The organism is Pseudomonas sp. LBUM1652, assembly GCF_059716105.1.
Window position 1 is genome coordinate 2,936,093 of the sequence record NZ_CP166804.1, and the last position, 25,964, is coordinate 2,962,056.

At 59.1% G+C, this 25,964-nt stretch carries 26 protein-coding genes; 10 read left to right on the forward strand and 16 right to left on the reverse strand.

From position 1 onward, the window contains the following. Nucleotides 1-7: 7 nt before the first annotated feature. The 3 genes from ACA069_RS13320 (at nucleotide 8) to ACA069_RS13330 (ending at nucleotide 1,812) form a co-directional block, all read left to right on the forward strand. A complete protein-coding gene (locus ACA069_RS13320; protein WP_497617945.1) occupies nucleotides 8-688 on the forward strand; it encodes a hypothetical protein in 681 nt (226 codons plus the stop codon). After that, nucleotides 681-878: an MbtH family protein gene (locus ACA069_RS13325; protein ID WP_305443233.1), complete on the forward strand. Its 198-nt coding sequence runs from the start codon at nucleotides 681-683 to the stop codon at nucleotides 876-878. The genes ACA069_RS13320 and ACA069_RS13325 overlap by 8 nt, the downstream gene beginning before the upstream one ends. Before the next feature lie 64 nt (nucleotides 879-942). Then, nucleotides 943-1,812 (forward strand): TauD/TfdA dioxygenase family protein, encoded by an 870-nt coding sequence (locus tag ACA069_RS13330; protein ID WP_497617948.1) that lies wholly within the window; start codon nucleotides 943-945, stop codon nucleotides 1,810-1,812. A 54-nt stretch (nucleotides 1,813-1,866) separates the two neighbouring features. Here the strand turns inward: ACA069_RS13330 and ACA069_RS13335 are convergent, their stop codons facing one another. From ACA069_RS13335 to tspO, 5 genes are all read right to left on the reverse strand, one after another. Continuing rightward, on the reverse strand, nucleotides 1,867-2,556 hold the full coding sequence (locus tag ACA069_RS13335) for a hypothetical protein (RefSeq protein WP_497617950.1): 690 nt from the start codon (nucleotides 2,554-2,556) through the stop codon (nucleotides 1,867-1,869). After that, entirely contained in the window at nucleotides 2,525-3,565 is a 1,041-nt protein-coding gene (locus tag ACA069_RS13340) for a GSCFA domain-containing protein (protein WP_497617952.1), read from the reverse strand. Before ACA069_RS13340 ends, ACA069_RS13335 begins: the two co-directional genes overlap by 32 nt. 37 nt (nucleotides 3,566-3,602) lie before the next feature. Continuing rightward, complete coding sequence (locus tag ACA069_RS13345; RefSeq protein WP_497617954.1) at nucleotides 3,603-4,118, reverse strand: GNAT family N-acetyltransferase; 516 nt, start codon at nucleotides 4,116-4,118, stop codon at nucleotides 3,603-3,605. A 61-nt stretch (nucleotides 4,119-4,179) separates the two neighbouring features. Beyond that, nucleotides 4,180-5,157, reverse strand: a complete 978-nt coding sequence (locus ACA069_RS13350) for an alpha/beta hydrolase (protein ID WP_497617956.1) — start codon at nucleotides 5,155-5,157, stop codon at nucleotides 4,180-4,182. Then, nucleotides 5,157-5,597 (reverse strand): tryptophan-rich sensory protein TspO, encoded by a 441-nt coding sequence (gene tspO, locus ACA069_RS13355; protein WP_187680816.1) that lies wholly within the window; start codon nucleotides 5,595-5,597, stop codon nucleotides 5,157-5,159. Before tspO ends, ACA069_RS13350 begins: the two co-directional genes overlap by 1 nt. Nucleotides 5,598-5,779: 182 nt before the next feature. On the opposite strand from tspO, the gene ACA069_RS13360 reads away from it, so the two are divergent. After that, nucleotides 5,780-6,007: a hypothetical protein gene (locus ACA069_RS13360; RefSeq protein ID WP_489879739.1), complete on the forward strand. Its 228-nt coding sequence runs from the start codon at nucleotides 5,780-5,782 to the stop codon at nucleotides 6,005-6,007. Between the two features lie 90 nt (nucleotides 6,008-6,097). On the opposite strand, the gene ACA069_RS13365 is transcribed toward ACA069_RS13360, so the two are convergent. Next, complete coding sequence (locus ACA069_RS13365) at nucleotides 6,098-8,227, reverse strand: TonB-dependent receptor family protein (RefSeq protein ID WP_497617959.1); 2,130 nt, start codon at nucleotides 8,225-8,227, stop codon at nucleotides 6,098-6,100. Between the two features lie 162 nt (nucleotides 8,228-8,389). Here ACA069_RS13365 and ACA069_RS13370 point away from each other — a divergent pair, with 162 nt between their 5' ends. Next, entirely contained in the window at nucleotides 8,390-8,605 is a 216-nt protein-coding gene (locus ACA069_RS13370; protein ID WP_187680813.1) for a hypothetical protein, read from the forward strand. Nucleotides 8,606-8,636: 31 nt separating this feature from the next. Here ACA069_RS13370 and ACA069_RS13375 read toward each other — a convergent pair whose 3' ends face one another. After that, nucleotides 8,637-11,273, reverse strand: a complete 2,637-nt coding sequence (locus tag ACA069_RS13375) for a bifunctional diguanylate cyclase/phosphodiesterase (protein ID WP_497617961.1) — start codon at nucleotides 11,271-11,273, stop codon at nucleotides 8,637-8,639. Nucleotides 11,274-11,549: 276 nt separating this feature from the next. On the opposite strand from ACA069_RS13375, the gene ACA069_RS13380 reads away from it, so the two are divergent. Then, nucleotides 11,550-13,745 (forward strand): OsmC domain/YcaO domain-containing protein, encoded by a 2,196-nt coding sequence (locus ACA069_RS13380; protein WP_497617963.1) that lies wholly within the window; start codon nucleotides 11,550-11,552, stop codon nucleotides 13,743-13,745. A gap of 116 nt (nucleotides 13,746-13,861) precedes the next feature. On the opposite strand, the gene ACA069_RS13385 is transcribed toward ACA069_RS13380, so the two are convergent. Together ACA069_RS13385 and ACA069_RS13390 are read right to left on the reverse strand one after the other, a co-directional pair. Continuing rightward, on the reverse strand, nucleotides 13,862-14,356 hold the full coding sequence (locus ACA069_RS13385) for a PaaI family thioesterase (RefSeq protein ID WP_489879874.1): 495 nt from the start codon (nucleotides 14,354-14,356) through the stop codon (nucleotides 13,862-13,864). A gap of 67 nt (nucleotides 14,357-14,423) precedes the next feature. Further along, nucleotides 14,424-14,672, reverse strand: coding sequence for a hypothetical protein (locus ACA069_RS13390; RefSeq protein WP_187680809.1), 249 nt, complete (start codon nucleotides 14,670-14,672; stop codon nucleotides 14,424-14,426). A gap of 169 nt (nucleotides 14,673-14,841) precedes the next feature. Between ACA069_RS13390 and ACA069_RS13395 the strand changes: the two genes are divergently transcribed. From ACA069_RS13395 to ACA069_RS13405, 3 genes are all read left to right on the forward strand, one after another. After that, entirely contained in the window at nucleotides 14,842-15,480 is a 639-nt protein-coding gene (locus tag ACA069_RS13395) for an ATPase (RefSeq protein WP_187680808.1), read from the forward strand. Nucleotides 15,481-15,566: 86 nt separating this feature from the next. After that, a complete protein-coding gene (locus ACA069_RS13400; protein WP_187680807.1) occupies nucleotides 15,567-15,908 on the forward strand; it encodes a hypothetical protein in 342 nt (113 codons plus the stop codon). 303 nt (nucleotides 15,909-16,211) lie between these two features. Next, nucleotides 16,212-16,853, forward strand: coding sequence for a LysE family translocator (locus ACA069_RS13405; RefSeq protein WP_489879745.1), 642 nt, complete (start codon nucleotides 16,212-16,214; stop codon nucleotides 16,851-16,853). A 15-nt stretch (nucleotides 16,854-16,868) separates the two neighbouring features. On the opposite strand, the gene ACA069_RS13410 is transcribed toward ACA069_RS13405, so the two are convergent. From ACA069_RS13410 to ACA069_RS13430, 5 genes are all read right to left on the reverse strand, one after another. Then, nucleotides 16,869-18,062 carry a GAF domain-containing sensor histidine kinase gene (locus ACA069_RS13410; RefSeq protein ID WP_497617966.1) on the reverse strand — a complete coding sequence of 398 codons (1,194 nt, stop codon included), beginning with the start codon at nucleotides 18,060-18,062 and terminating at the stop codon, nucleotides 16,869-16,871. A gap of 132 nt (nucleotides 18,063-18,194) precedes the next feature. Next, nucleotides 18,195-20,372 carry a TonB-dependent siderophore receptor gene (locus tag ACA069_RS13415; protein ID WP_497617968.1) on the reverse strand — a complete coding sequence of 726 codons (2,178 nt, stop codon included), beginning with the start codon at nucleotides 20,370-20,372 and terminating at the stop codon, nucleotides 18,195-18,197. 255 nt (nucleotides 20,373-20,627) lie between these two features. After that, nucleotides 20,628-21,485, reverse strand: coding sequence for a glutathione-dependent disulfide-bond oxidoreductase (gene yghU / locus ACA069_RS13420; RefSeq protein ID WP_497617970.1), 858 nt, complete (start codon nucleotides 21,483-21,485; stop codon nucleotides 20,628-20,630). A gap of 85 nt (nucleotides 21,486-21,570) precedes the next feature. Then, on the reverse strand, nucleotides 21,571-22,620 hold the full coding sequence (locus tag ACA069_RS13425) for an alpha/beta hydrolase family protein (protein ID WP_497617971.1): 1,050 nt from the start codon (nucleotides 22,618-22,620) through the stop codon (nucleotides 21,571-21,573). A 61-nt stretch (nucleotides 22,621-22,681) separates the two neighbouring features. Beyond that, nucleotides 22,682-23,638 (reverse strand): LysR family transcriptional regulator, encoded by a 957-nt coding sequence (locus ACA069_RS13430; RefSeq protein WP_497617973.1) that lies wholly within the window; start codon nucleotides 23,636-23,638, stop codon nucleotides 22,682-22,684. Between the two features lie 127 nt (nucleotides 23,639-23,765). Here ACA069_RS13430 and ACA069_RS13435 point away from each other — a divergent pair, with 127 nt between their 5' ends. Next, the gene (locus ACA069_RS13435; RefSeq protein ID WP_401264899.1) at nucleotides 23,766-24,047 is read left to right on the forward strand and encodes a DUF2798 domain-containing protein; all 282 of its coding nucleotides are present in this window, start codon (nucleotides 23,766-23,768) and stop codon (nucleotides 24,045-24,047) included. Between the two features lie 394 nt (nucleotides 24,048-24,441). On the opposite strand, the gene ACA069_RS13440 is transcribed toward ACA069_RS13435, so the two are convergent. Together ACA069_RS13440 and ACA069_RS13445 are read right to left on the reverse strand one after the other, a co-directional pair. Beyond that, nucleotides 24,442-24,660 (reverse strand): hypothetical protein, encoded by a 219-nt coding sequence (locus ACA069_RS13440; RefSeq protein WP_489879750.1) that lies wholly within the window; start codon nucleotides 24,658-24,660, stop codon nucleotides 24,442-24,444. Nucleotides 24,661-24,958: 298 nt separating this feature from the next. Continuing rightward, a complete protein-coding gene (locus ACA069_RS13445; protein WP_489879751.1) occupies nucleotides 24,959-25,894 on the reverse strand; it encodes a LysR substrate-binding domain-containing protein in 936 nt (311 codons plus the stop codon). Nucleotides 25,895-25,964 lie beyond the last annotated feature (70 nt).

Below are 25,964 nucleotides of genomic sequence, written 5' to 3' on the forward strand. Positions count from 1 at the left end.
GAACGCAATGCCTCGATGGTGGCGCACATTGACGCAAGTGTTGTGCGAAACCCTGCCCACCGCGCAGACCGACATTTTGCGTCAGCGGTTGCACGGGTTCGACGAGCCTGTAGCGCTTCGGGTTGTACACCTGTGGCACGCCGATGTGGTCATGCCGTTGCTGTGCGAAGCCGTGCCGGAGCATCGGCAGGCGCTGCTCGATTTGCAGAGCCTGCATCGACGGGCCGCGCTCGGCCTGCGCGCACGCCTCGGTGAATGGCGGGCGACGCTCAAACCGGTGTTGCTGGCGCTGTATCGACGGGCGTATGCCTACGACGCGGCATACGCCCAGGCCCACGCCAGTGCAATGACTTACGGTCAGGCACCGGCCAACGTCGCCATGATTGCCGAGCACTTTGGCGATGCCGAGGCGTTTGCCGTGTATTACGCGCAATTGAATACCGAAGCCAACGCCACCGCGTTTGCCCAGGCCCACGCCAGCGCCAACGCCGAAACTTCAGCCCGGGCCTTCGCCGCTGACGATGCGCAAGCGTACGCGCATGTCTGCGGTGCATCGACGCGGGTGTATGCCCGGGCCTGCGCGCAGACCGATGAACAACGCCGTGCACTGTTCAACGACTTCGCCGAAGGGCTGTGCCTGCGCATGGCAACGCTGCAATCCCATTCAACAGGAGAACGACATGAGTGACTCACAGCTGCAATTCGATGTGGTGATCAATGGCCAAGGTCAGTATTCCCTGTGGCCCGTGGGCAAGCCGATGGCCAACGGCTGGAGCGAGGCGGGGATGCGCGGTGAACGCCAGATCTGCCTGGAATACATCAATGAACACTGGATCGATATGCGCCCGCGCTCGCTGCGAGAGAGCGTGTCGCAATAATCGTTATCGCACTCGTCCGCTGGGGAAGTGGGTATAGGGCGCTTCAATAAAAAGGTGAGGGAACATGGATCAATTGGCACTCAAGGCAATCGAGCGCATCGCCGCACAACAGCGCGCGCCGTATCATCACATCACCGTCGACCGGATCACGCCGGTCATTGGCGCCGAGGTCGCCGGCGTCGATCTTTCGCAACCGCTGAGTGACGATCAGCTCTCAGAAATCCGCCGGGCTTTTCTGGAAAACCACGTGCTGGTGTTTCGCGATCAGCATTTGACGGTGCAAGAGCACAAGGCGTTCGGCTGTCTGTTCGGCGAACTGCGTGCCTTGCCGGTGGAGGACATTGACGGCGATGACCCGGAACTGGTGGAGATCCGCGCCAATGCCCAATCACGCTACGTCGCCGGTGAAACCTGGCACACCGACGGCACGGCCGATGTCGCGCCGTCCCTCGGCTCGATGCTGTACATCAAGGAAACTCCGGCCATTGGCACGGGTGGCGATACGTTGTTTGCCAACATGCACCTGGCGATCGAAATGCTGTCGCCGGCAATGCAGCAGTTTCTCGGTGAATTGACCGCCATCCATGACGGGGCGATTCCGTGGAAGGGCTATCAGGCGCCGGCCAACCTGCCGAGGACTGAGCACCCGGTGGTGGTTCGTCACCCTGAAACCGGGCGCAAGTCGTTATTCGTCAATTCCGGGTTCACTTCGCACATCGTGCAGTTGTCCGGTGGCGAAAGTCAGGCGCTGCTGAACATGCTGTTTGATTTGGTGGCCCGAGAGCCAGTCCTCAGTTGCCGCGTACGCTGGGCGCCGAACACCTTGGTGTTCTGGGACAACCGCTGCACCCAGCACCATTCGGTCTGGGATTATTTCCCGCATTCGCGCTACGGCGAGCGGGTCACGATTCTGGGGACGCAGCCCAAGGCTTGATCCCCCCGAGGCACGTCTGTGGGCGCAAGCTCACTCCCACAGATGTCCCCGCCTCTAGAGGCCATGCTCCAGCAACTGCTCGACGATCAACTCACCAAACGCCAGATTGCCGTGCAACGGGTCATCCACTTCGCAGAACGCCGAACGCTGGAAACCCTGCTCATCGTTCGCCGCCGCGCGCACGTCGATCAGCTCGACGCCGAGCCCCTGCAGACGCTTGATCAGCAGCGTCTGAGCGGCCATGAACACTCGCGGGTCGGACAGCTCCGGTACCCGTTGCGGCGGTAACACGGCGAACACCTTGAGGTTCATCGCCAGTGCCTGCTCATAGAATGCCAACGCCGACCGGGACAGGGTGTCGACGATGGATTCGAACAACGGTCCTTCAAGAAATCCCGCGTCAAACTCACCCTCTGGCGTCTGGTAACAGGTCCAGTTCGGCGCTGTGGCGAGGTAGTGCAGACTCAGGCCGATTGTGCTCACCAGCGGCACGCCGACCTTCGCCAATTGCGGCGTTTCGAAGATGTCGAGGGCCTGGCGATACAGGCGTTCCATCTCGCCATCCCTGAAGACCACGTCATTGCGGGTGATGCTGAAGAAATCGACGGCGAAATCTCTTCCGGTTCCCAGCGGGCCACCGCCGAAAGGCACCTCACGGGCCTGCGCCGCTTTGCCGATGACGCCGGCATGGGAGTCACCCAACAGCAGAAACCTAGGCGTAGTAATCGAGTACGGCGTCTTCACAGACAAGATCCTCGCTGGACACGCAAGTGGAGGGAGCAGAGGCGGGCGCTTGCACTGACTGGACGGCGTCGAGCCCGGCGAAAAACTGCTGCATGACGAACGCCACACCCTCTGGCGTGACTTCTCGCTGGTTGGCCTGGTAGAAGCCGCCCTTGAACGGTGTGCCGGTGATGATTTCGTAGGACGGGAAATAGTCGACGTCGTGCAGGTCTTCACACAGTTGCCCGGCGACGGCGCGCAGCACCGATTTGGAGTAGGTGGTGGCGCTCAACACATGCTGCCCGGTGGCCGTGGCCGTCAGGGGCACTGGCGAAACGGTGAGCAGCAGGCGCAGTTGCGGATTGATCGAGCGCATCAACTCGACTGCCCTGACCATCTCGCCATAGGTGTCGACAAACCCGAAGTTGCGGAACTGGTGGAGCTGCGGATCGAAGGTGCCGCGCACGGTGCCAGGACACATCGGATAGAGCGCAGAAGTCTGGCGATGTTGCCAGCCTTCGGTCAGACCAAGCGTGAACACAAACACCTTGGCGCGGCGCAGGGCGGTGCGAATGGCGTCCAGAGTAGCTTCGCGCGACGCGAATAACGCCTCTTCACTGGCAAAGCCCTCAGGCTCCACGGCGGGGCGGAACGGATCGAAGAAACGCCCGTCGTGGGCCCAGGTTTCGCTGTGCGGCACACTCAAGCCCAATGCCCATTCGAGCCATTGGCGCAACATCGCCGGGGTGTACAGATTGCCGGTGCGGAAAGAAAACACCCCATAGTTGTGGGCCTTCCAGTCGACTTCAGGCAACCCGGCCGGGGCAGGCTCGGCGTCCAGCCAATTCATGCCGCGCTCCACCAGCGCCCGACCGATGTGCTGGGCGAAACATGAGCCGGCGGTAACGATGGCGTCCTTGTTGCCGATCTCGAATTCCGGTGTCCACAGTTGATCGATGTCCAGCGCGGGTTTGTCGGCCACGGCCGTGCGCCAGAAGGCGCGGGATGGCAGGCATTGATAGGGATTCACGACGAGAGGCCTCCTGGCGGTTCGCAGAGAAAAAGGATCAGCTGATTTGATAGCGGTAGATCAGGTCATCAAACCACCGGTCACCGATCTGATAGGCCAGCGGCACACGGCGTTCGAAGACAAAACCGCATTTCTCCAGCACCTTGCAGGATGCGACATTACCGTCGGTCACGGTCGACTCCAGCGAGTCCAGGCCGATGGCGGCGGCATAGTCGATGATCGCCCGGCGCGACTCGGTGCCAAAGCCTTTGCCCTGATGCTCCGGCAACAGCAGGCAACCCACTTCGGCATGTCCCGGCGAGAGAATACAGAACCCGGTCACACCCAGTTCCTGCCGACTGGCCTTGTCAATCACCGCCAGACACAACCAGTGATCCGATTGCGGCCCCCACGCCGGCAACCGATGCTCGAAGCCCTTGCGAATTTGCTCCTCGGCAATTTCGCCGAACACATACTGCATGGTCTGCGGTTCGGAATGCAGCCTGAGGAACAACGGCCAGTCAGATTCGACCAGGGTGCGCAGGTCCAGGCGTTCGGTGGTGAGTTCGAGCATCCGCTGCTCCTTGCGTGGGTGGAAAAGGGAAGAGGTTTTTTACTTGTTGTGGGGGGAAAGATCAATGATCCGATATCGGTGCTTGCCCCCCAACCCGAGCCGAAATCCATTCCCGACTGTAAGCCAGCACGCTGTCAGCAATGGCTGTCGGAAAATGGATAAAACCATGGGGTGAAGAGGGCAGCAGGTACACCTCGACAGGCGCCGACTGCGACCAGCGTTCGGCGATGTCGAGGGTGTCATCGCGCAGCGGATCGAGTTCGCCGGCAAACATCAGTGCCGGCGGGAATCCGCTGAAGTCACCGTACAGCGGTGACAACGGTGGTTGCCGGCGCTGTTGGTCATTCAAGTCTGGCGTGAGCATGCGCAGCGCCTCGACCATGCCGGGGCCGTCCAGCACCAGCGTTTCCGGCGGCGCCGCGCGCACGCTCGGCGTTCCGGTCAAGTCGTAGACGCCGTAATACAGCAACGCGCCGCTTACCCGACTGAGTAAGTCGGGCGATTGTTTCAGCGCCAACAACGATGTCGCCGCCAGATGCGCTCCGGCCGATTCGCCAACGACAATTACCGGCAGATCGGCAAACTCGTGCTCATTGAGCAACCAGCGAGCAGCAGCAATGCAATCTTCCATCACCCCTTCAATGGGCGTCGATACCGCAAGCCGGTAATCCACCGAGACAACTGTCACGTCGCAGGCGTTGACGATGGCAATGTTGAAATTGTCATTCATCTGCGCGTTGCCGATCACCCAGCCGCCGCCATGGAAATCCAGCACAACGCCTTTCGCGCACCCTTTGGGACGAATGATCCGCACGCTGCCCCCGGCAATCGCCTTTCGCTCTGCCTTGAGGCCGTGCTTGCGCAACTTGCTCGCGCCGCCGATCTGACTGACGCGCAGCAGCGCCTGAATCATCCGTGGCAAGACGCGATTGCGGATTTTAAAGCGCGGCAACCAGGCGAGCTTCCGGTTGAAGTCACGCACTTGCGCCAACTCGCGCTCGCCCTGTGGCCACGGCACTTTGCTGCTGCAATCGGTCATCAGCGGTTCTTGATCAAGATGGAAAAATTCAACGCCGCGGCCACACACAGCCACGCCAGATAAGGAAACAGGATCAAGCCGGTGACCAGATCAAGTTGCAAGGCCATCACCACCATCGCCGCGACCACCAACCAGAGCAACGTCAGGATCACCATCGCGGCAAAAACCTGATGCGCCCCGAAGAACACCGGAGTCCACAAGGTATTCAGCGCAATCTGCGCCGCCCATAGCGCCAGCACCGTCTGACTTCCCGGGATCAGGCTCAGTCGGTATCCGGCCCAGGCCAGTAACAGATAGATTAGCGTCCAGGCCACCGGGAACGCCCAGTTGGGTGGCGTGAACGAGGGTTTGCTCAGTGATTCGTACCATTCGCCGGGTTTGAACATGACGCCTGTGGTCGCGGCAGCCGCGCAGGCCAGAAGGAAAATAAAAAAAGTCATCGGCAGTCCTTAGTTTGGGTCAGCTGTTTGAGAGTGTAAGCAGAGGACGCCCCGTGGCGCGAAAAGTTTGGATTGAGCGTGAGATTTCTCTGCTCGCGTCCTGCGCTTCATGCCGTTGAACTAAAAGCCTGACTGAGGCGTCAGGATATTCAGTGCCTCTCTTTTCTCATACGGATGACACCATGCACACCTATCGCCTGGAATACCTTTTCAACGGCGAGCCTCGCTCCCACGTGTTCGAACTCAAGCAACCACAACTGGCCGATTACGAGGCCGCGATGCATCTTCTGGAGCTGCATCTTGGCGATGCGGAAAACAGCCTGATCATGCCCACGGCCGATTCGACGCCCCAGGAGATCCTCAAGCAGGCGGAGCAGGTAGGGATTACACGGATTGAGGTGATCGCGTAAATCGACGATCTGTTGTGAAAGCCGGCAATTGTGCAGGTTCTGCCGCCATCGCGAGCAGGCTCACACCTGCGTTGGGAGTTCCTCGTAGCCTCACAGCAAACTCCACGAAACCCCGACATAAACCCCCATCCCTTCACCCGGCGTAGACCGCGCCGCATCCAGTCCCTTGTCGTCATACCCAGGCGTGACCGTCGCTGCATAGTGTTTGTTGGTCAGGTTGCGCATATCCACCCAGGTCTGCCAGTCGCCTTTGGGTGCGTTGTAGCCCAGCGTCGCGCCGAACAGTGCGTAAGGATCGGCGTAGTAGCTATTGGCGTAGTCCACGGCAACTTTGGATACCAGTTGTGTGTTCATCGCCGCAAAGAACCCCTGCGGCCAGTCATAACGCAGCTCACCTTGGTAGTAATGCATCGGCAAGCCCGGCAAGCGGTTGTCACCGAAGCGATCATCATCGCGATAGTGGAAGTCGCTGAAGGTGTACGCCTGACGCAGGCTCAACTGGCGGCCGTCGGCGGCTGACCAGAGTTTGCTGGTCAAACTGGCTTCGATGCCTTGGTGCACGGTCGGGCTGGCGTTTAACTCGTAGGGCGTTACCGCGTTGGCGTCCGGCAGTACCGAGAGCAATTCGTGACGCACTTGCGCGTAGTACCACGCCAGGCTCCACTCGCCGAGTGCGCTGTCGCCGCGCCCACCGAGTTCGAGGGTGGTGGCGGTCTGGTTTTGCAGTTTGATCGGGTCCTTCTGAGTGCCGGTCGCGGCGCCGTTGCCAGCCGGGAAACGCACGTTTGAGCTGTAAATCAGCGACCACGGGTGCGGTGCTTCGACCGAGCGGCTGAGGTTACCGAACACTTGCACGTCAGGCGTGATCTGGTAGCGCAGGCCGAGGCGGGGCGCGTAGTCCCAGTCGTTCATGCTGGTTTTACCGCCGCCTTCGGGGTAGGTGACTGCATTTTCGCGGCGGGTATAGATGGCGGCGAGGCCGGTGGTCAGCCACAGGTCGTCGGAGATTTCCAGGTCGTTGCCAAAATGCAGAACGGTGTCCGAACCCTGATAAGTGAAGTTGCGCATGCGCGTGCCCGGTGCATAGGCGGCGGTGTTTGGCGCGGTGGGGATGCGCACAAATTCACTGGCGCCGTCGTTGGGCAGGTGTTTGGTCACGCGCAGGCCGACGTTACTGCGGCTCTCCATGCCGAAAAGCGTGTCACGACGCTTGTAATCGAAGGTCCCGCTGACGTCGCTGTAGGCGACCTTCAGACGATTCGGGCCTTCGCGCAGGTCCATCGGATAGTCGTGGTAGACGAGGCCGGTCTGGATGCTTGAGTCGTCGTCAATGTAGAACGTGGTTTTGTTGCCGATGAAGGTGCTGCCCGGTTGCTTGCGGCTGTCATCGCGCGAGACGTAAGCCGGGTTGGCCGCTCGTGGGTCGTGTTCGATGGAGTGCTTGGTCACGCGGCCGGCGAGGTCGTTGTCGGTCTCGCGGTAGCGGATATAGAAGCGCGTTTCCAGATTCGGGTTGAAGCGATAGCCGAAGTTGGCGATCAGGCCTTTGCTCTCGCTGGCGGTGTGGTCCTGATAGCCATCGGCGTTCGAATCGGTCAGCGACACGTAATAATCGAAGTCGCCCAGCACTTGTCCCGAACTGACCTGGCGCTGCTGATAACCATGGCTGCCGGTGGCGTAGCGCACTTGCAGTTTCGGCGCGTCGTAGCCGGTGTGGCTGACGTAATCGACGGCGCCGCCCAGTGCCAGCGCACCGCGATCAAAGCCATTGGCGCCGCGCAGCACTTCAACGTGGTCGACCCACAGGGGTTCGAGCAATTCATAAGGCGTGCCGCCGGGACCAGTCAGCGGCAGGCCGTCGAGCATGGTGTACAGCCCCGAGGCGTGCGCGCCGGGCGCCCGGTTGATGCCCGAACCACGGATCGAAATTTTCACGCCTTCGTTACCGGCCGACTGCGCATAGACCCCCGGCTGATAGGCCAGCACATCCTGATTACTGGCCACGCGACCCTGCAACGGTTGGCGCATGTCGACCACGCTCGTGCAGCCGGGCACCTGATCCATGCGGGCCTTGGCGTCATCAACAGCCGCGTCCGTGCCGCTGCGGTCTTGCGCCGAAATCAGCACCTGCCCCAATTCCAGACCTTGAGTCTCGGCCATGGCCGGACAGGCAAGGGCCAGCCCCAACAACGCGGTGGGCAGGGATTTGGACGCGGGCATCGAGAAAACTCCAGGCAGGGACGGGCAATGAACAGTGCGACGTAATAAAGAACGAAGGAAACACATGGGAATTTGCTTTTCTCGGGTTTCCATCCGTCGACTTCACTGAACCACCGTGACGCCGTGTCTTTCTACCGAGTGAGTCCTTCACGAGATACCCCTATGTTCGATCAGCGCAAGAAAGAATTACTGGCGGCATGGCGCAAACTGGCGACGCAGTCGCAACCGCGGATGGACCCGGAAGAACAGTACGACGAGTTGCTCAAGGCAGCTGATGAGATGGAGGAGCAGGGACTGATCACCAGCGCCGAATGGCGTCAGTTGGTGAGGGATGCGAGCAGTGTGTTCACCCGCGACGAAGGTCGAAGCCACGGTTGATATCAGCGCTATTGCTCAGTGCTGATTCACCTTATAAACCCTCAAGATTCAGGCCGCTCGTGACGCGGCCTTTCTTTTGCTTCGGCTGTGCGCTTCTTGATGTTTGCAACAGACGCGCGAAGGCCACCTTGTCGATCGGGCGACTCATGAAATAACCCTGTACTTCGTTGCATTGATCCTTGCCGAGGATATCCAGTTGCTCCTCGGTTTCGACCCCTTCTGCGGTAACGTTCAGGCCCATGGCTTTGCCCAGGCCGATGATGGCTTGCACCACCGCCCGATCATTGGCGCCGCTGCTGATCGAGGCGATGAAGCGCTTGTCGATCTTGATCCCGTCGAACGGGTAGGCGCGCAGGTAGCCGAGGGATGAATAGCCGGTGCCGAAGTCGTCCATGTTCAGGCGCACGCCCAGTTCTTTCAGCGCGTTCATGGTGGTCAGCGCGCCGTCGGTGTCGTTGAGCATGACGTTCTCGGTGATCTCCAGTTCCAGGCGACTGGCCGGGAAACGCGTCTCGACCAGCACTTCGCGGACATCCTGAACCACATCGGTCACGGCAAATTGCGCCGGGGAAAGATTCACCGACAGCAAAATGTCTTCCGGCCAGGTCAGCGCCGTTTCGCAGGCTTCACGCAACACCCAGCGCCCAAGAGGGACGATCAGGTCAGTCTGCTCGGCCAGCGGAATAAACAGGTCCGGTCCTAGCAGGCCTTTGCTCGGATGCTGCCAGCGCACCAGCGCCTCGACCGAGACGATCTGCTTGCCGTCAATCTTGTAGCGTGGCTGATAGTGCAGGACGAATTCGTTGTGCTTGAGTGCATGACGCAAATCATCTTCCATTTGCCGGCGCGTCTGGATCTGGTCGCTCATGTGCGCTTCGAAATAGCACCAAGTGTTCTTGCCGTCGGATTTGGCCTGATAGAGCGCGATGTCGGCGTAGCGAATCAGCTCGCTCGGCGCGAAGCCATGGCGGCGGCTCAAGGCAATGCCGATGCTGGCGCCAACGTGCAGCGGATAGTCTTCGAACATTACCGGCTGGTGCAGGCTGCCGATCAGGCGGGTGCAGAACTTGTCGATTTCGTGATGGCTGTCCATGCCGTTGAGCACCACCACAAACTCGTCACCACCGAGCCTGGCGACGATGTCGTTGTCACGAGTGCATTCACGCAGGCGCACGGCGACTTCTTGCAGCACCGCGTCACCGGCGGGATGGCCGAGGGAGTCGTTGATCGGTTTGAAGTTGTCCAGATCGATCATCAACAGCGATAGCGCTGGCGAGTGCTCTTTGAGCAACAGCGCATCATCCAGATACCGCGCCAGTTTGTTGCGATTGGGCAGTCCGGTCAGGGCGTCGTGCATCGACAGGTGCTGGATCTGCGCATGGGCAGCGACTTCATCGGTGATGTCGCTGGCGGTACCCCGATAACCAATGACGACATGCTTGTCGAAGATCGAGCGGGCGGACAACCGACAGTGACGCTGCTGGCCGGAGTGGTCGCGGTAGGTGCAACGCAGGTCGCTGGTGTTGCCTTCCTCGGGCAGTTTCCTTAGCCACAATTGCAGTGGCGTGGTGTCGCAAAACAGCAATTCACCAATATCTTGCCCCAGCCAGAAGGTTTGCGGATAACCGGTCACTTCGCTGAACCGCGCGGACAAGTAGGTCAGCGACAGATCTCGATCGACCTCCCAGATCCAGTCCGAAGCGGCTTCCGCCACCGCGCGAAAGCGTTCTTCACTGGCTTCCAGCCCGCGGTTGGCGGCTTCCAATGCCTCGTTCGAGGTCTGCATGACGGCGAAGCTTTGGTCGACGTATTGCGATGAGCGCAAGGCATGCCGAAAGAAATAGGCGGTCAGCAGCATTAACACCACCATCGTCGCGCCGAGGGTAGGCAGCAATGACCCCAACAACTGTTGTCCCGGCCGCTCCATATCGGCAATCAAGCTGTAACCGGTGCTGCCCAGCGGCACCCGGGGGAGGGCCGGGTCAATCGTTTCATCCAGCGCCAGCGTCAGGTTGCTCAGGCCATACTCACTGCCGATCTTGCGCAGTTTGGTGGGAGTGAGCTTGTCGACGAATACCAGCACAGAGGTTTGCTGCGCAGCATCTACCGGCCTTTGATCGTTGGGAATGATTGCCGCCGCTGACACCAGCGCTGGCCAGCCTTCAAACAGTGAATAAGTAGTGAAGGGTTGGGTCAGGTCGGCCTGGGTTTGTACGTTATCCAGCAGCGATGTGGCGCTGACTTCGAGGAAGGCCGAGAGATCGGCCTCAATCATTTGCCCTCGAACCACTGTGTATTTGGTGCGCTCGCGATCGAGTACGAATACGCCGTCATAACCGTCACTGGTGAACAGGGTTTTACCCAGATTCTGCTCGGTGTATGCCCAGTTTGTGTCGACTTGGTTGCTCAGGCGTTCATAGGCCGTTGTCCAGTAGGCATAACTGGTGATGTAGTTCTTCGACGCGGTGATACGGTTTTCCAGGGCGCGGGCTGAATAGAACTTGATTTTGTTGATTTCTTCGCTGTCCAGCTTATCGGCAATTCCGAGCAGGGCGACAGTCGCGGCCATCACCCCGGTGACGAACAATGCGCCGACGGCAATGGCAAGGCGTCGGGTGACCACGCTTTGCCGGGGTGGAGCAGGCGCCGCATAACTGGAAATATCCATTCGCTCGTCCTTGATCCGCAGTCTTCTGAATCTAGAACAATGGCGTGTGCGCGACGTTCAGATTCTTCGTGGTGCAGTGGTCCGAATCTGTAAAAGCGTAGTGAACGTGTTGAGTCTTTGCTCGAATTTATGTGCAGAAATGGGCACCGGCGCACAGTGTGAGGCCCGTGCAGATGGCATGGCGCCGGTCAGCGGCCATTCCCGAAAGCACAAGACTTCCCGCTCAAAAACCGGATAATGGCCGCCATTCGTTTAGCCGTATTCTGGTAATCCCGCATGGAAATCAAGGTCAATTTTCTCGACAACCTTCGACTTGAAGCCAAGTTCGACGACTTCACGGTGATCGCCGATCAGCCTATCCGCTATAAAGGCGATGGCTCGGCACCGGGACCGTTCGACTACTTCCTGGCATCGTCGGCGTTGTGCGCGGCTTACTTCGTGAAGTTGTACTGCGACACCCGCAACATCCCCACAGACAATATTCGCCTGTCGCAAAACAACATCGTCGACCCGGAAAACCGCTACAACCAGATCTTCAAGATTCAGGTCGAACTGCCGGCGGACATCTCCGACAAGGATCGCCAGGGCATCCTGCGCTCCATCGACCGCTGCACGGTAAAGAAGGTCGTGCAGACCGGCCCTGAGTTCATCATCGAAGAAGTGGAAAACCTCGACGCCGATGCGCAAGCCCTGTTGATGCCGCATTCGGGTTCGGAAGCAGGCACCTACATTGCCGGCAAGGATCTGCCGCTGGAGCAGACCATCGCCAACATGTCGGGCATTCTCGCCGACCTGGGCATGAAGATTGAAATCGCTTCGTGGCGCAACATCGTGCCCAACGTATGGTCGCTGCACATCCGCGACGCGCACTCGCCGATGTGCTTCACCAATGGCAAGGGCGCGACCAAAGAAGGCGCACTGGCCTCGGCGCTGGGCGAGTTCATCGAGCGTCTTAACTGCAACTTCTTCTACAACGATCAGTTCTGGGGCGAAGACATCGCCAACGCAGAGTTCGTGCATTACCCGGACGAGCGCTGGTTCAAGCCCGGCCCGAAAGATGCTCTGCCGACCGAGATCCTCGACGAATACTGCCTCAAGATTTATAACCGCGAAGGCGATCTCCTCGGATCGCACCTATACGACACCAACTCCGGCAACACCCAGCGCGGCATCTGCTCGCTGCCGTTTGTGCGCCAGTCCGACCAGGAAGTGGTGTACTTCCCGTCCAACCTGATCGAAAACCTGTTCCTCAGCAACGGCATGAGCGCCGGTAATACATTGGCTGAAGCACAGGTGCAGTGCCTGTCGGAAATCTTCGAGCGGGCGGTCAAACGCGAAATCCTCGAAGGGGAAATGGCGCTGCCGGACGTGCCGCAGGAAGTGCTGGAGAAATACCCAAGCATTCTGGCCGGCATCAAGGGCCTGGAAGAGCAGGGCTTCCCGGTGCTGGTCAAGGATGCGTCTCTGGGCGGTGAATTCCCGGTGATGTGCGTGACCCTGATGAATCCGCGTACCGGCGGTGTATTCGCCTCGTTCGGCGCGCACCCAAGCCTTGAAGTCGCGCTGGAGCGCAGCCTGACCGAGTTGTTGCAGGGCCGTAGTTTTGAAGGCCTGAACGACTTGCCGCAGCCGACCTTCTCGGGGCAGGCCGTAACCGAGCCGAACAACTTCGTCGAGCACTTCATCGACTCCAGCGGTGTGGTGTCGTGGCGCTTCTTCAGTGCCAAGGCCGACTTCGAATTCGTCGAGTGGGACTTCTCAGGCGAAGGCGAAGACTCCAACGCCGACGAAGCCGCGACACTGTTCGGCATCCTTGAGGACATGGGCAAAGAAGTCTACATGGCGGTTTACGAGCACATCGGCGCCAAGGCTTGCCGCATTCTGGTGCCGGACTACTCGGAGATCTATCCGGTCGACGACCTGATCTGGGACAACACCAACAAAGCCCTGCAATTCCGCGCCGACATCCTCAACCTGCACAGCCTGAGCAAAGTCGGCTTGCGTAACTTGGCCCAAGGCCTGGAAAACAGCGAGCTGGACGACTACACCGACATCACCACGCTGATCGGCATCGAGTTCGACGACAACACGCCGTGGGGCAAGTTGACCATCCTCGAGCTGCGCCTGCTGATCTACCTCGCCCTGCAAAAGTACGATCAGGCCAAAGACCTGGTTGAAGCGTTCCTGCAATACAACGACAACACCGTCGAGCGCGGCTTGTTCTATCAGGCCGTGAACGTGGTGCTGGAGATGGAACTGGACGAAGACCTGGAACTGGCCGACTACGAAGCCAACTTCCGCCGCATGTTTGGTAACGAGCGGATGGACGCGGCGATTGGCTCGGTAAACGGTAGCGTGCGCTTCTACGGCTTGACGCCGACGAGCATGAAGCTGGAAGGTCTGGATCGGCATTTGCGCCTGATCGAGAGCTACAAGAAGTTGCATTCGGCGCGGGCTAAAGCCACGGCTTGATCGCCATCAGCTGTGGCGAGGGGCAAATTTCCTCGCCACTTCGAGTGAACGTAATCTTGCGTTCACGCAGGAACATGGGTGGCGGCGTATCTCGCGCTAGGTCTGGCTATCAGGCCTTAGCGCCCGTGCGCCGCGTTAGCCAGTTCCCCGGTATCGACCCGCACAAAAACCGAATCGCCCACCGCCGTCAGCACGTCCCCTGCGAAGACCTCACAGATCACCCGGGTCTTGCGCCCGACTTCCCCTTCGACTTTCGCCCGCAGAGTCAGCGTTACACCCATTGGCGTCGGTTTGATGAACTTGATGCCCAGGTTGCCGGTAACGCAGTCGATGCGGGGCAGGGTGCCGGGCTCGCGGTTCTCTGCACGGTAGTGATAAGCCATTGCCGTCCAGTTGGAGTGGCAGTCGACCAGCATCGCGATCAGTCCACCGTAGACCAGGTCTGGCCAGCCGCAGTATTTGGCGTCCGGCACATGCTCCGCGAGGACGTGCACGCCGTCTTCATGCCAATGGCTCTTTATATGCAGGCCGTGCGGATTGCTACCGCCGCAGCCGTAACAAACGCCTTGCGGCGCGGCGCTGTCTTGCAGTGAGGTGTCGAGGCTGGACATGGGTGTGGTCATCCTGGTGTGGTGAGGCCGGTCAGGCGCATGCGGCATTCGGCGCCGCGCCGATCCGTTATTGCTCGGGCGCAAGCCATGTATCGACGACCCGTCGATCCAGCTCTTCCCAATACGCCATGCCCAATACCCGCGTGGTGTTCAGCCCGCGTAGATAACCGCGCAACTGATGGGCCGTGTCGCGAATCAGCTGTGGATCGGCGCCGTCTTTGTTCAGCAACACGCTTTCGTACTGGACCAGGTATTCAGCCACTCGCTCGCGGAAATCGGGCAGAACGGCGTCGCGGATCAAGTCAAACGTTCTCAAGGAGGCTTCCTCATTCATCTTTTTCTAGTTGTGATTGAGTGTGTATCAGTCTGCACGTCGGGCAACTATTGCTAGAAGTAATAGTGACCATCAAGAAACGCAAGTTCTGCTTTGTCGGCAATCGGCGGAAAATCGCCTCCATTGAACACGCAGCCAAGGAATTTGCGCGATGAAAACTCTGACTCGACTGGCCCTGGTCGCCCTGCTGATGGGCGCTGCCGCTGCACCGACCTACGCAGATGACGCCCGGTCGTGTCACTTTCAAACCATTACCGGCAGCAGCGCGACGTTGCAGCATTCGCAAACCGTCGGTGTGCTGTACAGCGAAAACACCTTGGACAACCTGCAATACCTCGAGCGCTACCATGACATGGCGGTCAACGGCGCGAAAGATGCGCTGGACTCGCGGATTCGTGAAGCCTTCGTCAATAGTTCCGATCCGGAACTGGCGATTGACTGGTTGATGAGTTCGTTGCAGCAGCAGTTCTTGTCCGTGACCGTTTACGACAGCCTTGATGCCTTGGTCCAGGCTCATCCGGATGTGGTGGTCAAGCTCGACACCTTCAACCGCCTGATGACCCAACGCAATAGCCTGGTCGAAGCGCGTTTCACCGCTCGCTTCTACGACGCCGACCTGCAATACATCGGCAAGGCCGAAGGTGCCGTGGAAAAGCAGCTGCCTTCTGCCTGGGTGCAGAACCAGGCAGCGCCGCACATCGCCGCGCAGATCGAGAAGCAACGCGACTTGCAACTCAACGCACTGAAGCAATTCGACAGCTCGCTGAAAGCGCTGGTGTCGGCAAGCTGAACACTTAAAACATAAATGGCGACGGCGGCGCCGTGAAGCTGGACCGTTGCCGGTTGAACCGAACCTTTATTTTCAGGATTACACCGATGCGTCCTTTATTCGTGCCTGCCATGGCTTTTGCTTCCTTGTTGCTCGCCGGTTGCGCCTCCGCACCGAACGACCCGACGCTGACCTTGCAGACCAGCAAGACGCCCGCGCAATACGCCGATTGTGTTGTGCCGAAACTGCAGGGCAGTGCGATGAACCCGACCGTCTCGCAAACCCAGCGCAGCTACCGGATCGTGGTGCCGAGCAAGGTGGCGGCGGACAACGTACTGGAAGCCTACAAGGCCGGCAATGGCGGCAAGGTGTTTCTCTACGAGCGTCACCTGCTGGCCTCGAACTTCATGCCATCGAGTTTTGAACGGGCAGCTCAGGATTGCATCTGATTTCGCCCGGTAAACGTATCTGACAGAGCTCCTTTGGTTGGCCGCAACCAACCAATTCTTTGCCCCGCGCCTTCACTCGGTCGCGGGGCTTTTTTTTGCCCGAAGTAGCCTCTCAACCCTGTGGCGAGGGGATTTATCCCCGATGGGCGCGCAGCGGCCCTTTCTTTTTGGGCTGCTACGCAACCCATCGGGGATAAATCCCCTCGCCACAGAGCCCTTGATACGGTGATTTTCCACACACAGGAAGACAGGTTGCCTGGCTCCTGTAACATGTCATCTCTCACTTCCCCACGAGCATTGAAAATGGACTCTCACTCGATTCTGGCGTTTACCGTGGTTGCCGCGATTGCCATCGCCAGCCCGGGCCCCGCGACACTCATGGCGATCAACAACAGTCTTGCCCATGGACAGCGCAGCACAATCTGGTCATCGCTGGGCAATGCCAGTGGCCTGTTTTGCCTGTCGGCCGCCGCAATGTTGGGGTTGGGTGCTTTGCTGGCCAGTTCCGAGTGGCTGTTCAATGCGGTGAAGATCATCGGTGCCGGTTATCTGTTCTACCTCGGGGTCAAGCAGTTGTTCAGAAAAGGCCCGATGCTGCCGGAAGGTATCGAGGGTGCCGCGAACAAGCCACGACCGACTCGCGGCAAGCTCTACAAGTCGGCTTTCCTGACGGCAGTGACCAACCCCAAGGCGACGATGTTTTTCACGGCGCTGTTCCCGCAGTTCATCGATCAGGGCGCAGCGTTGCTGCCGCAATTTCTGATCCTCACCTCGATCTTCATGGCGTTGTCAGTGTCGTCGTTGAGCGTCTATGCGGCGCTGGCGTCCCGGGCCAAGGGCGTGTTGACTCGCCCGGCGCTGTCTCGTTGGGTGAGCAGGGTGGTGGGGACGACGTTCATCGGTTTCGGTGCGGCGATCCTGACGATGCGCCGGCAGGCGGCATAAACGCGGGGCGTCAGCTCAAACCCATTTGAACTGAGCCGGGAATCGCGCTATGAAGCGGGTTCCTGATTGGATGTCTGATGTGACGCTCAGGCTGCCGTTGTGCGCCGTCGCGATCTGCGACGCGATATAGAGCCCCAGTCCCAGCCCTTCATCGCGCTGCCCGGCTTCGGATCGGGAAAAAGGCTCGAACAACAGTGGCATCAACTGCGCTGGAATCGGCGTGCCCTGGTTGGTCAGCGAGATGACGATCTCGTTGTTCTCGGAACAGGCGTTGAGGATGATCGGTGTGCCGGTTGACCCATGAGTGACCGCGTTCCCCAGTAAATTGGAGAGCAATTGGCTGATGCGCAAAGTATCGCAATAGACACCTGCCGGTATGTCCAGCGCATGCACGAACGTTGCCTGCGGATGGGAAGCCTGGACTTCTTCTAGTGTCAGCAGCAACGTCTTCTGCAAGTCATCCACTAACTTTCGCTGCACCGGAATCCCGCCGCCCAGCCGTCCCCGGGCAAAGTCGAGGATGTTCTCGATCAGCACGCCCATGCGCACAGAGCTGTGGCGGATCGCCGCAAGCAAATTGAGCGAACGCTTGTCTTCGGTTTTGCTTTCGAGCAAGTCGGCGCTCATGCGAATGGCGCTCAGTGGCGTGCGCAGGTCATGCCCCGGTACCGCGATGAATTGCTCGCGCAGCCGGCCAAGCTCATTGGCCGTGTCCAGAGCGGTTTTGGTGGCTTGAAGATGGCTTTGAGTGTCGAGACTCATGGCAATCAGTTGGGCAAAGAGCGTGAGCGTCTTGGCGATGGCGGGTTCTTCAATATTCGCCGGGACCGAGTCGATGGCGCAAAGCGTGCCGAAAAAATCACCGTTGGCTTTCACTATCGGAATGGAAATATAGCTCTCCAGTCCATAGGTTTTTGGCGTGTGATGCTGTGAAAACACCGGGTGGGCACTGGCATGGCCAAAAATCACCGGCTGTTGGTGTTGCCGGATCTCGTGACAGATGGTCGATTCGAGGACCAGCTCGCCGCCAGGCTTGAGTCCGAAATCGATCGAGTCGTCGACTGCGCACGCGACCCAGTTCTTATCGGTTACGCGAGCAACCGCAGCGAAGCGCATGCCAGTGAGGTGTTTGACCATGCTCAGGATCACGGGCACCGCGTCAATGCTGCGGATGGCGTCGATGTCTGCGGCAAATTCTGGAGGGGGCATGGGGCGGCACTTCGAAATGATCTCGCTCAGAGACTATCTCTAATTGCCGAACATGACTAATTGGTGAGGCAAAAAAGGGTGCCGCGGATTTCCCGGGCGCCCTTTGCGGCTGTGCCGAGGGTGTTAAACCACTCAGAACTTGTATTTGGCGGTCAGCATGTAACTGCGCGGATTGCCGTAGTTTTCGGTAGAGCCCCACGTGACGTCGGTGCCGATGGCGGAGTAGTAGACACGATCAAAGATGTTGTTCGCGTTGACCTGCAGATCCAGGTGTTTATTGACTTCGTAGCCAGCCATCAAGTCGGTAATCGCGTAACTGCCCTGTTCAAGGCGATAGCTGCCATTGGTCAGCGCGATGTCGTTGTACATGCGGCTTTGCCAGTAGACGTTACCACCGACGCGGAATTTTTCCAGTGGCCCCTGGAGGCGGTACAGAGTGGAGACTTTGAACAAGTGCTCAGGCGTGTCGGTTTCGAAACGCTGATTATTGTTAGCTGGGTCTGCGTCCTTGATGTAGTGGGCGCGGGTGTAGGTGTAGCCGGCGCCGACCTGCCAGTTTTCCGTGAGTGCGCCTTGCAGTTCAAGATCAATGCCTTGGCTGCGGACTTTGCCAGATGCGTTGTAGCAGGTCATGACCGGGCAACCCAACTGATTTTCCGACAGGGTTGAGCGGTTGGTCTGATCCATCTGGAACACGGCCAGACTGGCGTTAAGTGCACCGTTGAAATATTCGCCCTTGATGCCGACCTCGTAGTTTTCACCCACGATCGGCTCCAGCAGCTTGCCGGAGATATCTTTCTGGGTTTGTGGCGTGAAGATGTCGGTGTAGCTGGCGTAAACGGAGTAGTGGTCGTCGAGTTTGTAGATCAGGCCGGCATATCGCGTCAGGTTGCGGGTGACTTTGTAGTCGCCATCGCCAGTGCGGTCATCGTTGTCATACCAGTCCAGGCGGCTGCCGAGGATCAGCGTCAGCGGATCGGCCAGACTCAGGCGGGTGGTCAGGTAAACGGCATCTTGTGTGGTGACGTTGCGGGTTTTGCCGTCACGCACAAAATCGGGTTTCGGCGCCCCGATTGGCCACGCGGTGGTGTAGGGATCGTATTCCTTGGAGGTCGCATCGTAGACACGGTTGCTGGCACCCACGACCAGTTCGTGGGTGCGGCCGAAGGCTTCGAACGGGCCGCTGGCGAACGCATCGAAAGCGGTCTGCTTGTCGGTGTTGTGCGATTGGTACGCCGTGGTTTCCAGAGGACCGGCGTAACGCGACAGGTAAGTGCCTGAGAATTCACCGTTCAGTGTCGAGGACGAACCGGCTACGTGGAGTTTCCAGTCGTTGTCGAAGCGGTGTTCGACTTCACCGAAGACCGTGTCGATCTGCAGCTTCTTGTTCTCCCAATCGGAGCCACCGTAGGTGGAGCGGGGCAGATCGAGGTGGTGGCCGTTGGTGCCGATCGGCAAGCCGCCCCAGAAATAGTTGGTCTGTTCGTTCTGACGGGAGAAACCCAGGGTCGCGGTGGTGCTGTCGCTCAGGTCGGCTTCACCGATGGCATAGAACAAACCGTGATCGTTTTCTTCTTTGTCGCGGAAGCTGTCGGCGCCCTGATAGGAACCCACAACACGGCCACGCAACGTGCCGCTTTCGTTCAGTGGGCCGGAGGCGTCGATCTCGCCGCGGTAATCATCCCAACTGCCCGCTGCGCCGGTCAGCGTCACTTGCGGCGTGAATGTCGGGCGTTTGCGCACCATGTTGATTGCGGCAGACGGGTTGCCAGCACCGGTGACGAGACCGGTCGCACCGCGCACGATTTCAACCCGGTCGAACATTGCCAGGTTCGGTTGCACCGCCATCGTGTACGGCGAATAAGAACTCGGCAGGCCGTCGTACATGATGTTATCGATGTCGAAACCGCGAGACTTGTAGGTCTGTCGGCCCGGACCGCCGGCCTGACTGAGGAATAACCCCGGCGTTGCCCGCACCACATCGTTGATGCTGGTCATGGCCTGATCGTCCATGCGCTGGCGGGTGATGACGGTCACTGCCTGAGGCGTTTCGCGCAGGGTCAGCGACAGCTTGGTCGCGGTCTGCATCGGGCCGGTGGTGTAGGACTGCGAACCCTCAGTGGTGCTGCTCATCTGCGTGGCGCCGATTTCGGTCGCGCCGAGTTCCAGCGTGGTCGGTGCAACGGCGTTTTCAGGCGTGGATGTCGCAGCCTCGTCAGCCATGGCAGGCGCGATGCTGGCCGCGCAGATAGCCAGTGCCAACAGGTTAGGTGAAAGATTCGAGCGGCGGTGAATGGTGTGAAACGACATCAATCTGCTTCCCCAAATGATACGAAAACGAATCCAGTGCAAGTGCTTGTAGGAATTATTCGCATTAGTGTGTCAGATGGTTCCGCTCGAAGAAAGCTGTACGGCTCAGATAGTTAACAAGATTTTCACATCTGCGCGGGTGCGCAACATCGGGAAGTCCACCGAGCTAGAGCGGTCGGCGGGTGTTGGCAGGCTGGGGAGGTCTGGATCGAGGGTCAACGCAGCGCCTGAAATGGCGCTGCTATTGAGATGGCGTTACGAGTGGGAGAGAGGGGCGTTCAGGTCATCGGCCTGATGACGTTCAGGCACCTGAGTCGCCTCATCGCCCCATGTCCGATTGACGCGCAACCCGCGAACGACCGCAGGCCGATTGGCTATCTCCTCTGCCCAGCGCTGTACATGGGTGTACTCCTGCGCCGAAAGGAACTCTGCCGCCGAATACACATTGTTGCGCACCAGTTGGCCATACCACGACCAGACCGCAATGTCGGCAATGGTGTAGCTGTCACCGGCAAGGTAAGGGCTTTCGGCGAGGCGCCGATTGAGCACATCCAGTTGTCGCTTGGTTTCCATGGTGAAGCGATTGATGGGGTATTCCATTTTCTCTGGTGCATAGGCATAGAAGTGCCCAAACCCCCCGCCCAGATAAGGCGCCGAGCCCATCTGCCAGAACAGCCAGTTGAGGGTTTCGGTGCGTCCAGCCGGATCCTTGGGCAGGAAGGCGCCGAACTTCTCCGCGAGATAAAGCAGGATCGAACCCGACTCGAAGACACGAACCGGTGGCTCGACGCTGTGGTCGAGCAGCGCGGGAATTTTCGAGTTCGGATTGATATCGACAAAACCGCTGGAGAACTGATCGCCCTCGCCAATGCGGATCAGCCATGCGTCGTATTCGGCGGCGGTATGCCCCAGCGCCAGCAACTCCTCAAGCAGGATGGTCACCTTCACGCCATTGGGGGTGGCCAGCGAATAGAGCTGCAACGGGTGCTTGCCGACTGGCAGCGTTTTCTCATGCGTCGGCCCGGCAATCGGGCGGTTGATGCTGGCGAACTGGCCGCCGGACGGCGCTTCGTTTTTCCAGACCTTGGGCGGAACGTAGGGCGCTTTACTCATGAAATTGGCCTCGTCGATTGCTGGCTGAGATGGAGTGAGATAGATACCGTATGGAAAAATGTTGGCGGGTGCCAGTGAAGTCCGGTTATTTCACGTTGCCGGCAGACCTGTCCAAAAACTCGGTAATCAGCGCAATCGTCTGCGCCTGGATCACCGGGCGTGGACGTCCGCCGTCGCCATCGGTGCAGATGATGCCGTCACCGGGGGCGTCTTCTTCGAGCATTGCGATCGCGCCGGGTTTGCACAGCGACAGAAAACTGAAATGGCTGGCGTCGCTGATCTCGACATACTGGCTGGAGGTTTTCGGCAGACGCTTGGCCAGGTCGGCGGATTCCAACTCGGCGGGTAAGTCTTGGGACGGCACGCCTGCGGCAATCACCAACACCGGCACTTGCAGCGCCGCGAGGCTGTCATCGGTGAAGCCGCGTGACAGGCCCAGATCCAGCGAAACCACGGCCGTCACGCGCTTATCGCGTAAATCGGCGGCCAGTCGAGCCTTCGATGCCGGGTTGCTGGCGGGATTCATCTGTTGGTAAACCGAGCAACTGGCCAGTTGCGAATGGACTTTGCATTCCCGTGCATAAAGCTCTGTGTCGAAACGAGCGCCGGCGATTTCCAGGCCGGTCCAGCCGCCCAGTGAGTGGCCCGCGACGGCAATACGACGCTGCGCGACTGCGCCGAACTTTTCCGGTTGAGCCGTCACCGCATCGATGGCTCGGCTGATGTCCACGGGGCGCTGCCATAACTGCGCCGCCGCTTCAGGGCTGCGGTCATGGGTGGTACTGCCGGGATGATTGACTGCCGCGACGATGTAACCCTGCTGCGCCAGTGAACTGGCCAGCCACGCCTGGTTGCCCCAATTGCCGCGGTAACCGTGGGAGAGCACCACCAATGGATGCTCGCCGCTGACGGGTGGCGCATTGTCGACAGCCAGGACACCGACAAACGCCGGATTGTCGGCGATCAGTTTTGGTGTGGCAGTGCTTGCACCGGCGGGGTACCAGACGACCATTTCCAGCGGGCGTTCATTGTTCGCGTCCGGCAACTTGAGGCTCTGGAAACCGATCGGGTTTTCGTCAGCGAATGCGCTGGTGCTCAGGCAAATGAGCAGCAGAGAACCGAGGGCTTTTTTCATTGTTTTTATCTTCCGTGATGGGGCCGATTGGCGAGGTGGACTTTGCCTCAACCCGAGCGTTTCAGCGAGTGTCTTCGAGCGCCCCGGCGACAATTTCCTCTATCGGCCAGCGTACGTTCAAATGCTCCGTCAAATAATCCATGAAGGCCTTGGCCTTGCCGGTCATCGCCGCACGCTCCTGCACACAGGCGTAAATCTCCATCGGCTCGACCACCGCGTGTGTTGCGTTATCGCGCTGTTCGAACAGCGGCAGCAGTTGGCCGCTTGCCAGATAAGGTGCAGCGACGAATTCTGCCAGCCGAGTAATCCCCGCGCCGCTGATTGCCATCTGCGTCAGTGCGTCGATGTCGTCGCTGATGGCGGTGGCATTGATGCTCGCGTCGTAACGCTGGCCGTCACGCAGAAAACTCCAGCGCAAAAAGCGTCCGTCCAGCGGGTAACGAAACGCCAGGCACGCGTGGTTTTGCAGATCGTCCGGCGATTGCGGTACGCCGGCGCGCTCCAGATAAGCAGGGGCTGCGCAGAAGATGAAGGGCAAGGAGACGATCTTGCGCGCAACGATGCCATCTTCCAGTTGTGGCTTGATCCGCAGGCTCAGATCGATGCCGTCCTGGATGTGGTTGATCTTGCCGTCGGTGGTCGACAACTCAATGAGCAGACGCGGGTGTTGTGCGGCGAAGCCGGCGATCAGAGGTGCCAGCACATGGCGTCCAAACGCAGCGGTGGAAGCGATACTCAGTCTGCCTTGCAGTTCGGTTTCTTCATCGCTGATCGAGCTTTGCGCCGACTCCAGATCCGCCGCGATGCGCTTGACCTTGTCGTAATACACCGCGCCGTTTTCAGTCAGCGCCATGCTGCGCGTCGTGCGTTGCAACAGGCGCACGCCCAGGTGTGCTTCCAGCCGATTGATCGTCTGGCTCACCGCTGCCGCACTGACGCCCAGAGTTTTCGCGGCGCCGACGATGGAACCCGATTCCACCACTTTGATAAAACTGGCAATCGCCGCAAACAGATTCATCCATGGCCTGCGCAATAGGGGTTGATTCGTAAGTTCTGCTTTATAAAGCACCTACGGGTAGCCGTCTAGTTGAGGGCAATCGGCTTTGCTAAGGTGCCCGCTCCCTGTCAATGGATGGAAAAGCCATATGAATCAAAGAACGAGCTCCGATGCCTTGTACGTCAACCGGCGCAAGCTGTCAGCGCGTGCGACACCCTATGTGTTCGCGTTGTATATGGCGACAATCATGGCGTTCCTCATGTCGTTGGTGATCACGGCCTCCAACTCCGGCATTGATAACAACTACCTGAGTAATACGTTGCATGCCTATAAGCTGGCGATGCCGGTGGCATTCCTGTGCATCCTCGTCGTGCGGCCCATCGTGATCAAACTGGTGGCGTTGACTGTGCATCCGCACCTCCCGCGCTGACCTGTTCCCGGACAATCAATCGAAACTTCGCCGTCAGCCCAACTGTCCAGACCCTTACACCTCCCGGCGGATGCGCTGCCGGGAATGCTTCATGCACCGGTGAAGGACGAGGAACAAGATGACGACGACAGTAGGAGATTTTCTGGTTGAGCGGCTCAGCCAATGGAGCGTCACGCGGATTTTTGGATACCCGCAAAAAATAACCCCCAGCACCGGGACACGACCTCTATAGGAGCTGCCGCAGGCTGCGATCTTTTGATCTTGAAAAACAAAGATCGCAGCCTGCGGCAGCTCCTACATTGGAAAACGGAGATACCCATTTGTTTTTCATCGGCTGTGCAGGCTGGAGTCTTGGACTGGGGTGAGGGGGGAAATCCAATTGAGTCCGCGAACCTCAATTCCCATCCGCCACCTTGCGCTCAATCTCATCGATCTTGCGCTGCAACTCCTCGGCATCCTGCTCTTTGACAGGAGTCGACGATGGCGTGACGATATCATCCACCGTCTTGGTGTCATCGTCCCTGTCCTCAAGATCTCGCTCTACCACATTCACTGGTCTGCCGGACGTATCGGTAGGCGGGGCGTTCGGGGGTTTGTTGTCGTTGCTGTTCATATCGTTGACCTCCGTGGGTGTAAACATTGGAGGAGGGGCCGCGGCGAGCGTTCGATCTTTTTCAGGGGCAGTGAATTAACGGCATATAAACTTTGCGCGAGACCAATGGCCCAATCTGTCCAATCCCCAAGTTCCCGAGACGTTGCAGGGGAGGGTGCGATTTTCGAATCTCACTCCCGAACAATTGATGGGAGAACTGGCGCAACAGGGTGTGCAACAGGTCTATGTTGACGGCGGGCTGGTGGCGCAGCCGAGTTCCCGGGTGCGGTCATAGCGACTCCTATTCACAATCAGCCCTTCAAGCAGTGGGCATTTTTTTCATGCCTCGCATCGGATCATCTAAGAGACGAAACTGCTCAAGCATGAAATCCAGCAGTAACCGTGTTGAAGGCAGCATCCCTTGCCTTGTCGCAAATACGGCGTGAATCATTTCTGTTCTGGGTGCCCAGTCCGGCAAAACCACGGCCAGTTCCCCGCGCTCGATGTAGTCGTGTACCAGTGACATTGGCATTTGTGCGACGCCGATGCTGTCGATAGCCGCGCAGCGCAACATCGGCAGGCCTTTGGTAATGAGCTGTGGTCGATGTTGCAGGGTGAATTCCGAGCCATCGTCATGGAACAGCGTCCAGTTGTAGTCTCGCTGTGGACTGCCGTGATGAACGCTGGGAAAGCGCGCTAGATCTTCTGGTCCGTCTGGTGTGCCCAAGCGGTTCAAAAGCGTTGGACTGGCGACCAGGCATTGCGGCCGTTGCGACATGACGCGGCTTACCAGATTGGAGTCCTGAAGTGGCAGGGGACGAACCCTCAATGCCAGATCAATACCCTCGGCAACCACATCGACCTGGCGATCACTGGCTTCCAGGTGCACTTCCATGCGTGGGTACATGGCCATGAACCGCGTAATGATCGCGCCAACACATTCCTCCAGCAGCACCGTCGGACAGGTGACACGCAGCACGCCACCCGGCTCGGTGTGGGTCATGGCAATCGCTGCTTCTGCGGCTTCGGCTTCCTTGAGCATTGCGCGGCAACGGTCGTAATAGGTCTGCCCCAGTTCCGTCACCGAGAAGTTTCGGGTGTTACGGATGATCAGACGCACACCAAGCCGTTCTTCGAGCTGCGCGATGCGCCGGCTCAGGTTGGATTTAGGAATACCCAGCGCACGTGCGGTGGGCGCGAAACCGCCGTGGTCCACCACCATAACGAAGTACTGAAGGTCATTGAGATCCAGCACGGTCGAAATCCATTCAGTCAGAAGGCGCCAACTATACAAGGCTGATCGTTCCTTGTATGGGAATCAGCAG

Bases quoted from the DNA above. Each gene is read 5' to 3' on its own strand.
- ACA069_RS13350 (WP_497617956.1), bottom strand. From the start codon at position 5,157: ATGACCGATTGCAGCAGCAAAGTGCCGTGGCCACAGGGCGAGCGCGAG.
- ACA069_RS13410 (WP_497617966.1), bottom strand. From the start codon at position 18,062: ATGCCCCCTCCAGAATTTGCCGCAGACATCGACGCCATCCGCAGCATT.
- ACA069_RS13415 (WP_497617968.1), bottom strand. From the start codon at position 20,372: ATGTCGTTTCACACCATTCACCGCCGCTCGAATCTTTCACCTAACCTG.
- ACA069_RS13320 (WP_497617945.1), top strand. From the start codon at position 8: ATGCCTCGATGGTGGCGCACATTGACGCAAGTGTTGTGCGAAACCCTG.
- ACA069_RS13430 (WP_497617973.1), bottom strand. From the start codon at position 23,638: ATGAATCTGTTTGCGGCGATTGCCAGTTTTATCAAAGTGGTGGAATCG.
- ACA069_RS13370 (WP_187680813.1), top strand. From the start codon at position 8,390: ATGTTCGATCAGCGCAAGAAAGAATTACTGGCGGCATGGCGCAAACTG.
- ACA069_RS13360 (WP_489879739.1), top strand. From the start codon at position 5,780: ATGCACACCTATCGCCTGGAATACCTTTTCAACGGCGAGCCTCGCTCC.
- ACA069_RS13330 (WP_497617948.1), top strand. From the start codon at position 943: ATGGATCAATTGGCACTCAAGGCAATCGAGCGCATCGCCGCACAACAG.
- ACA069_RS13425 (WP_497617971.1), bottom strand. From the start codon at position 22,620: ATGAAAAAAGCCCTCGGTTCTCTGCTGCTCATTTGCCTGAGCACCAGC.
- ACA069_RS13405 (WP_489879745.1), top strand. From the start codon at position 16,212: ATGGACTCTCACTCGATTCTGGCGTTTACCGTGGTTGCCGCGATTGCC.
- ACA069_RS13375 (WP_497617961.1), bottom strand. From the start codon at position 11,273: ATGGATATTTCCAGTTATGCGGCGCCTGCTCCACCCCGGCAAAGCGTG.
- ACA069_RS13325 (WP_305443233.1), top strand. From the start codon at position 681: ATGAGTGACTCACAGCTGCAATTCGATGTGGTGATCAATGGCCAAGGT.
- ACA069_RS13440 (WP_489879750.1), bottom strand. From the start codon at position 24,660: ATGAACAGCAACGACAACAAACCCCCGAACGCCCCGCCTACCGATACG.
- yghU (WP_497617970.1), bottom strand. From the start codon at position 21,485: ATGAGTAAAGCGCCCTACGTTCCGCCCAAGGTCTGGAAAAACGAAGCG.
- ACA069_RS13385 (WP_489879874.1), bottom strand. From the start codon at position 14,356: ATGTCCAGCCTCGACACCTCACTGCAAGACAGCGCCGCGCCGCAAGGC.
- ACA069_RS13400 (WP_187680807.1), top strand. From the start codon at position 15,567: ATGCGTCCTTTATTCGTGCCTGCCATGGCTTTTGCTTCCTTGTTGCTC.
- ACA069_RS13435 (WP_401264899.1), top strand. From the start codon at position 23,766: ATGAATCAAAGAACGAGCTCCGATGCCTTGTACGTCAACCGGCGCAAG.
- ACA069_RS13380 (WP_497617963.1), top strand. From the start codon at position 11,550: ATGGAAATCAAGGTCAATTTTCTCGACAACCTTCGACTTGAAGCCAAG.
- ACA069_RS13395 (WP_187680808.1), top strand. From the start codon at position 14,842: ATGAAAACTCTGACTCGACTGGCCCTGGTCGCCCTGCTGATGGGCGCT.
- ACA069_RS13345 (WP_497617954.1), bottom strand. From the start codon at position 4,118: ATGCTCGAACTCACCACCGAACGCCTGGACCTGCGCACCCTGGTCGAA.
- ACA069_RS13365 (WP_497617959.1), bottom strand. From the start codon at position 8,227: ATGCCCGCGTCCAAATCCCTGCCCACCGCGTTGTTGGGGCTGGCCCTT.
- tspO (WP_187680816.1), bottom strand. From the start codon at position 5,597: ATGACTTTTTTTATTTTCCTTCTGGCCTGCGCGGCTGCCGCGACCACA.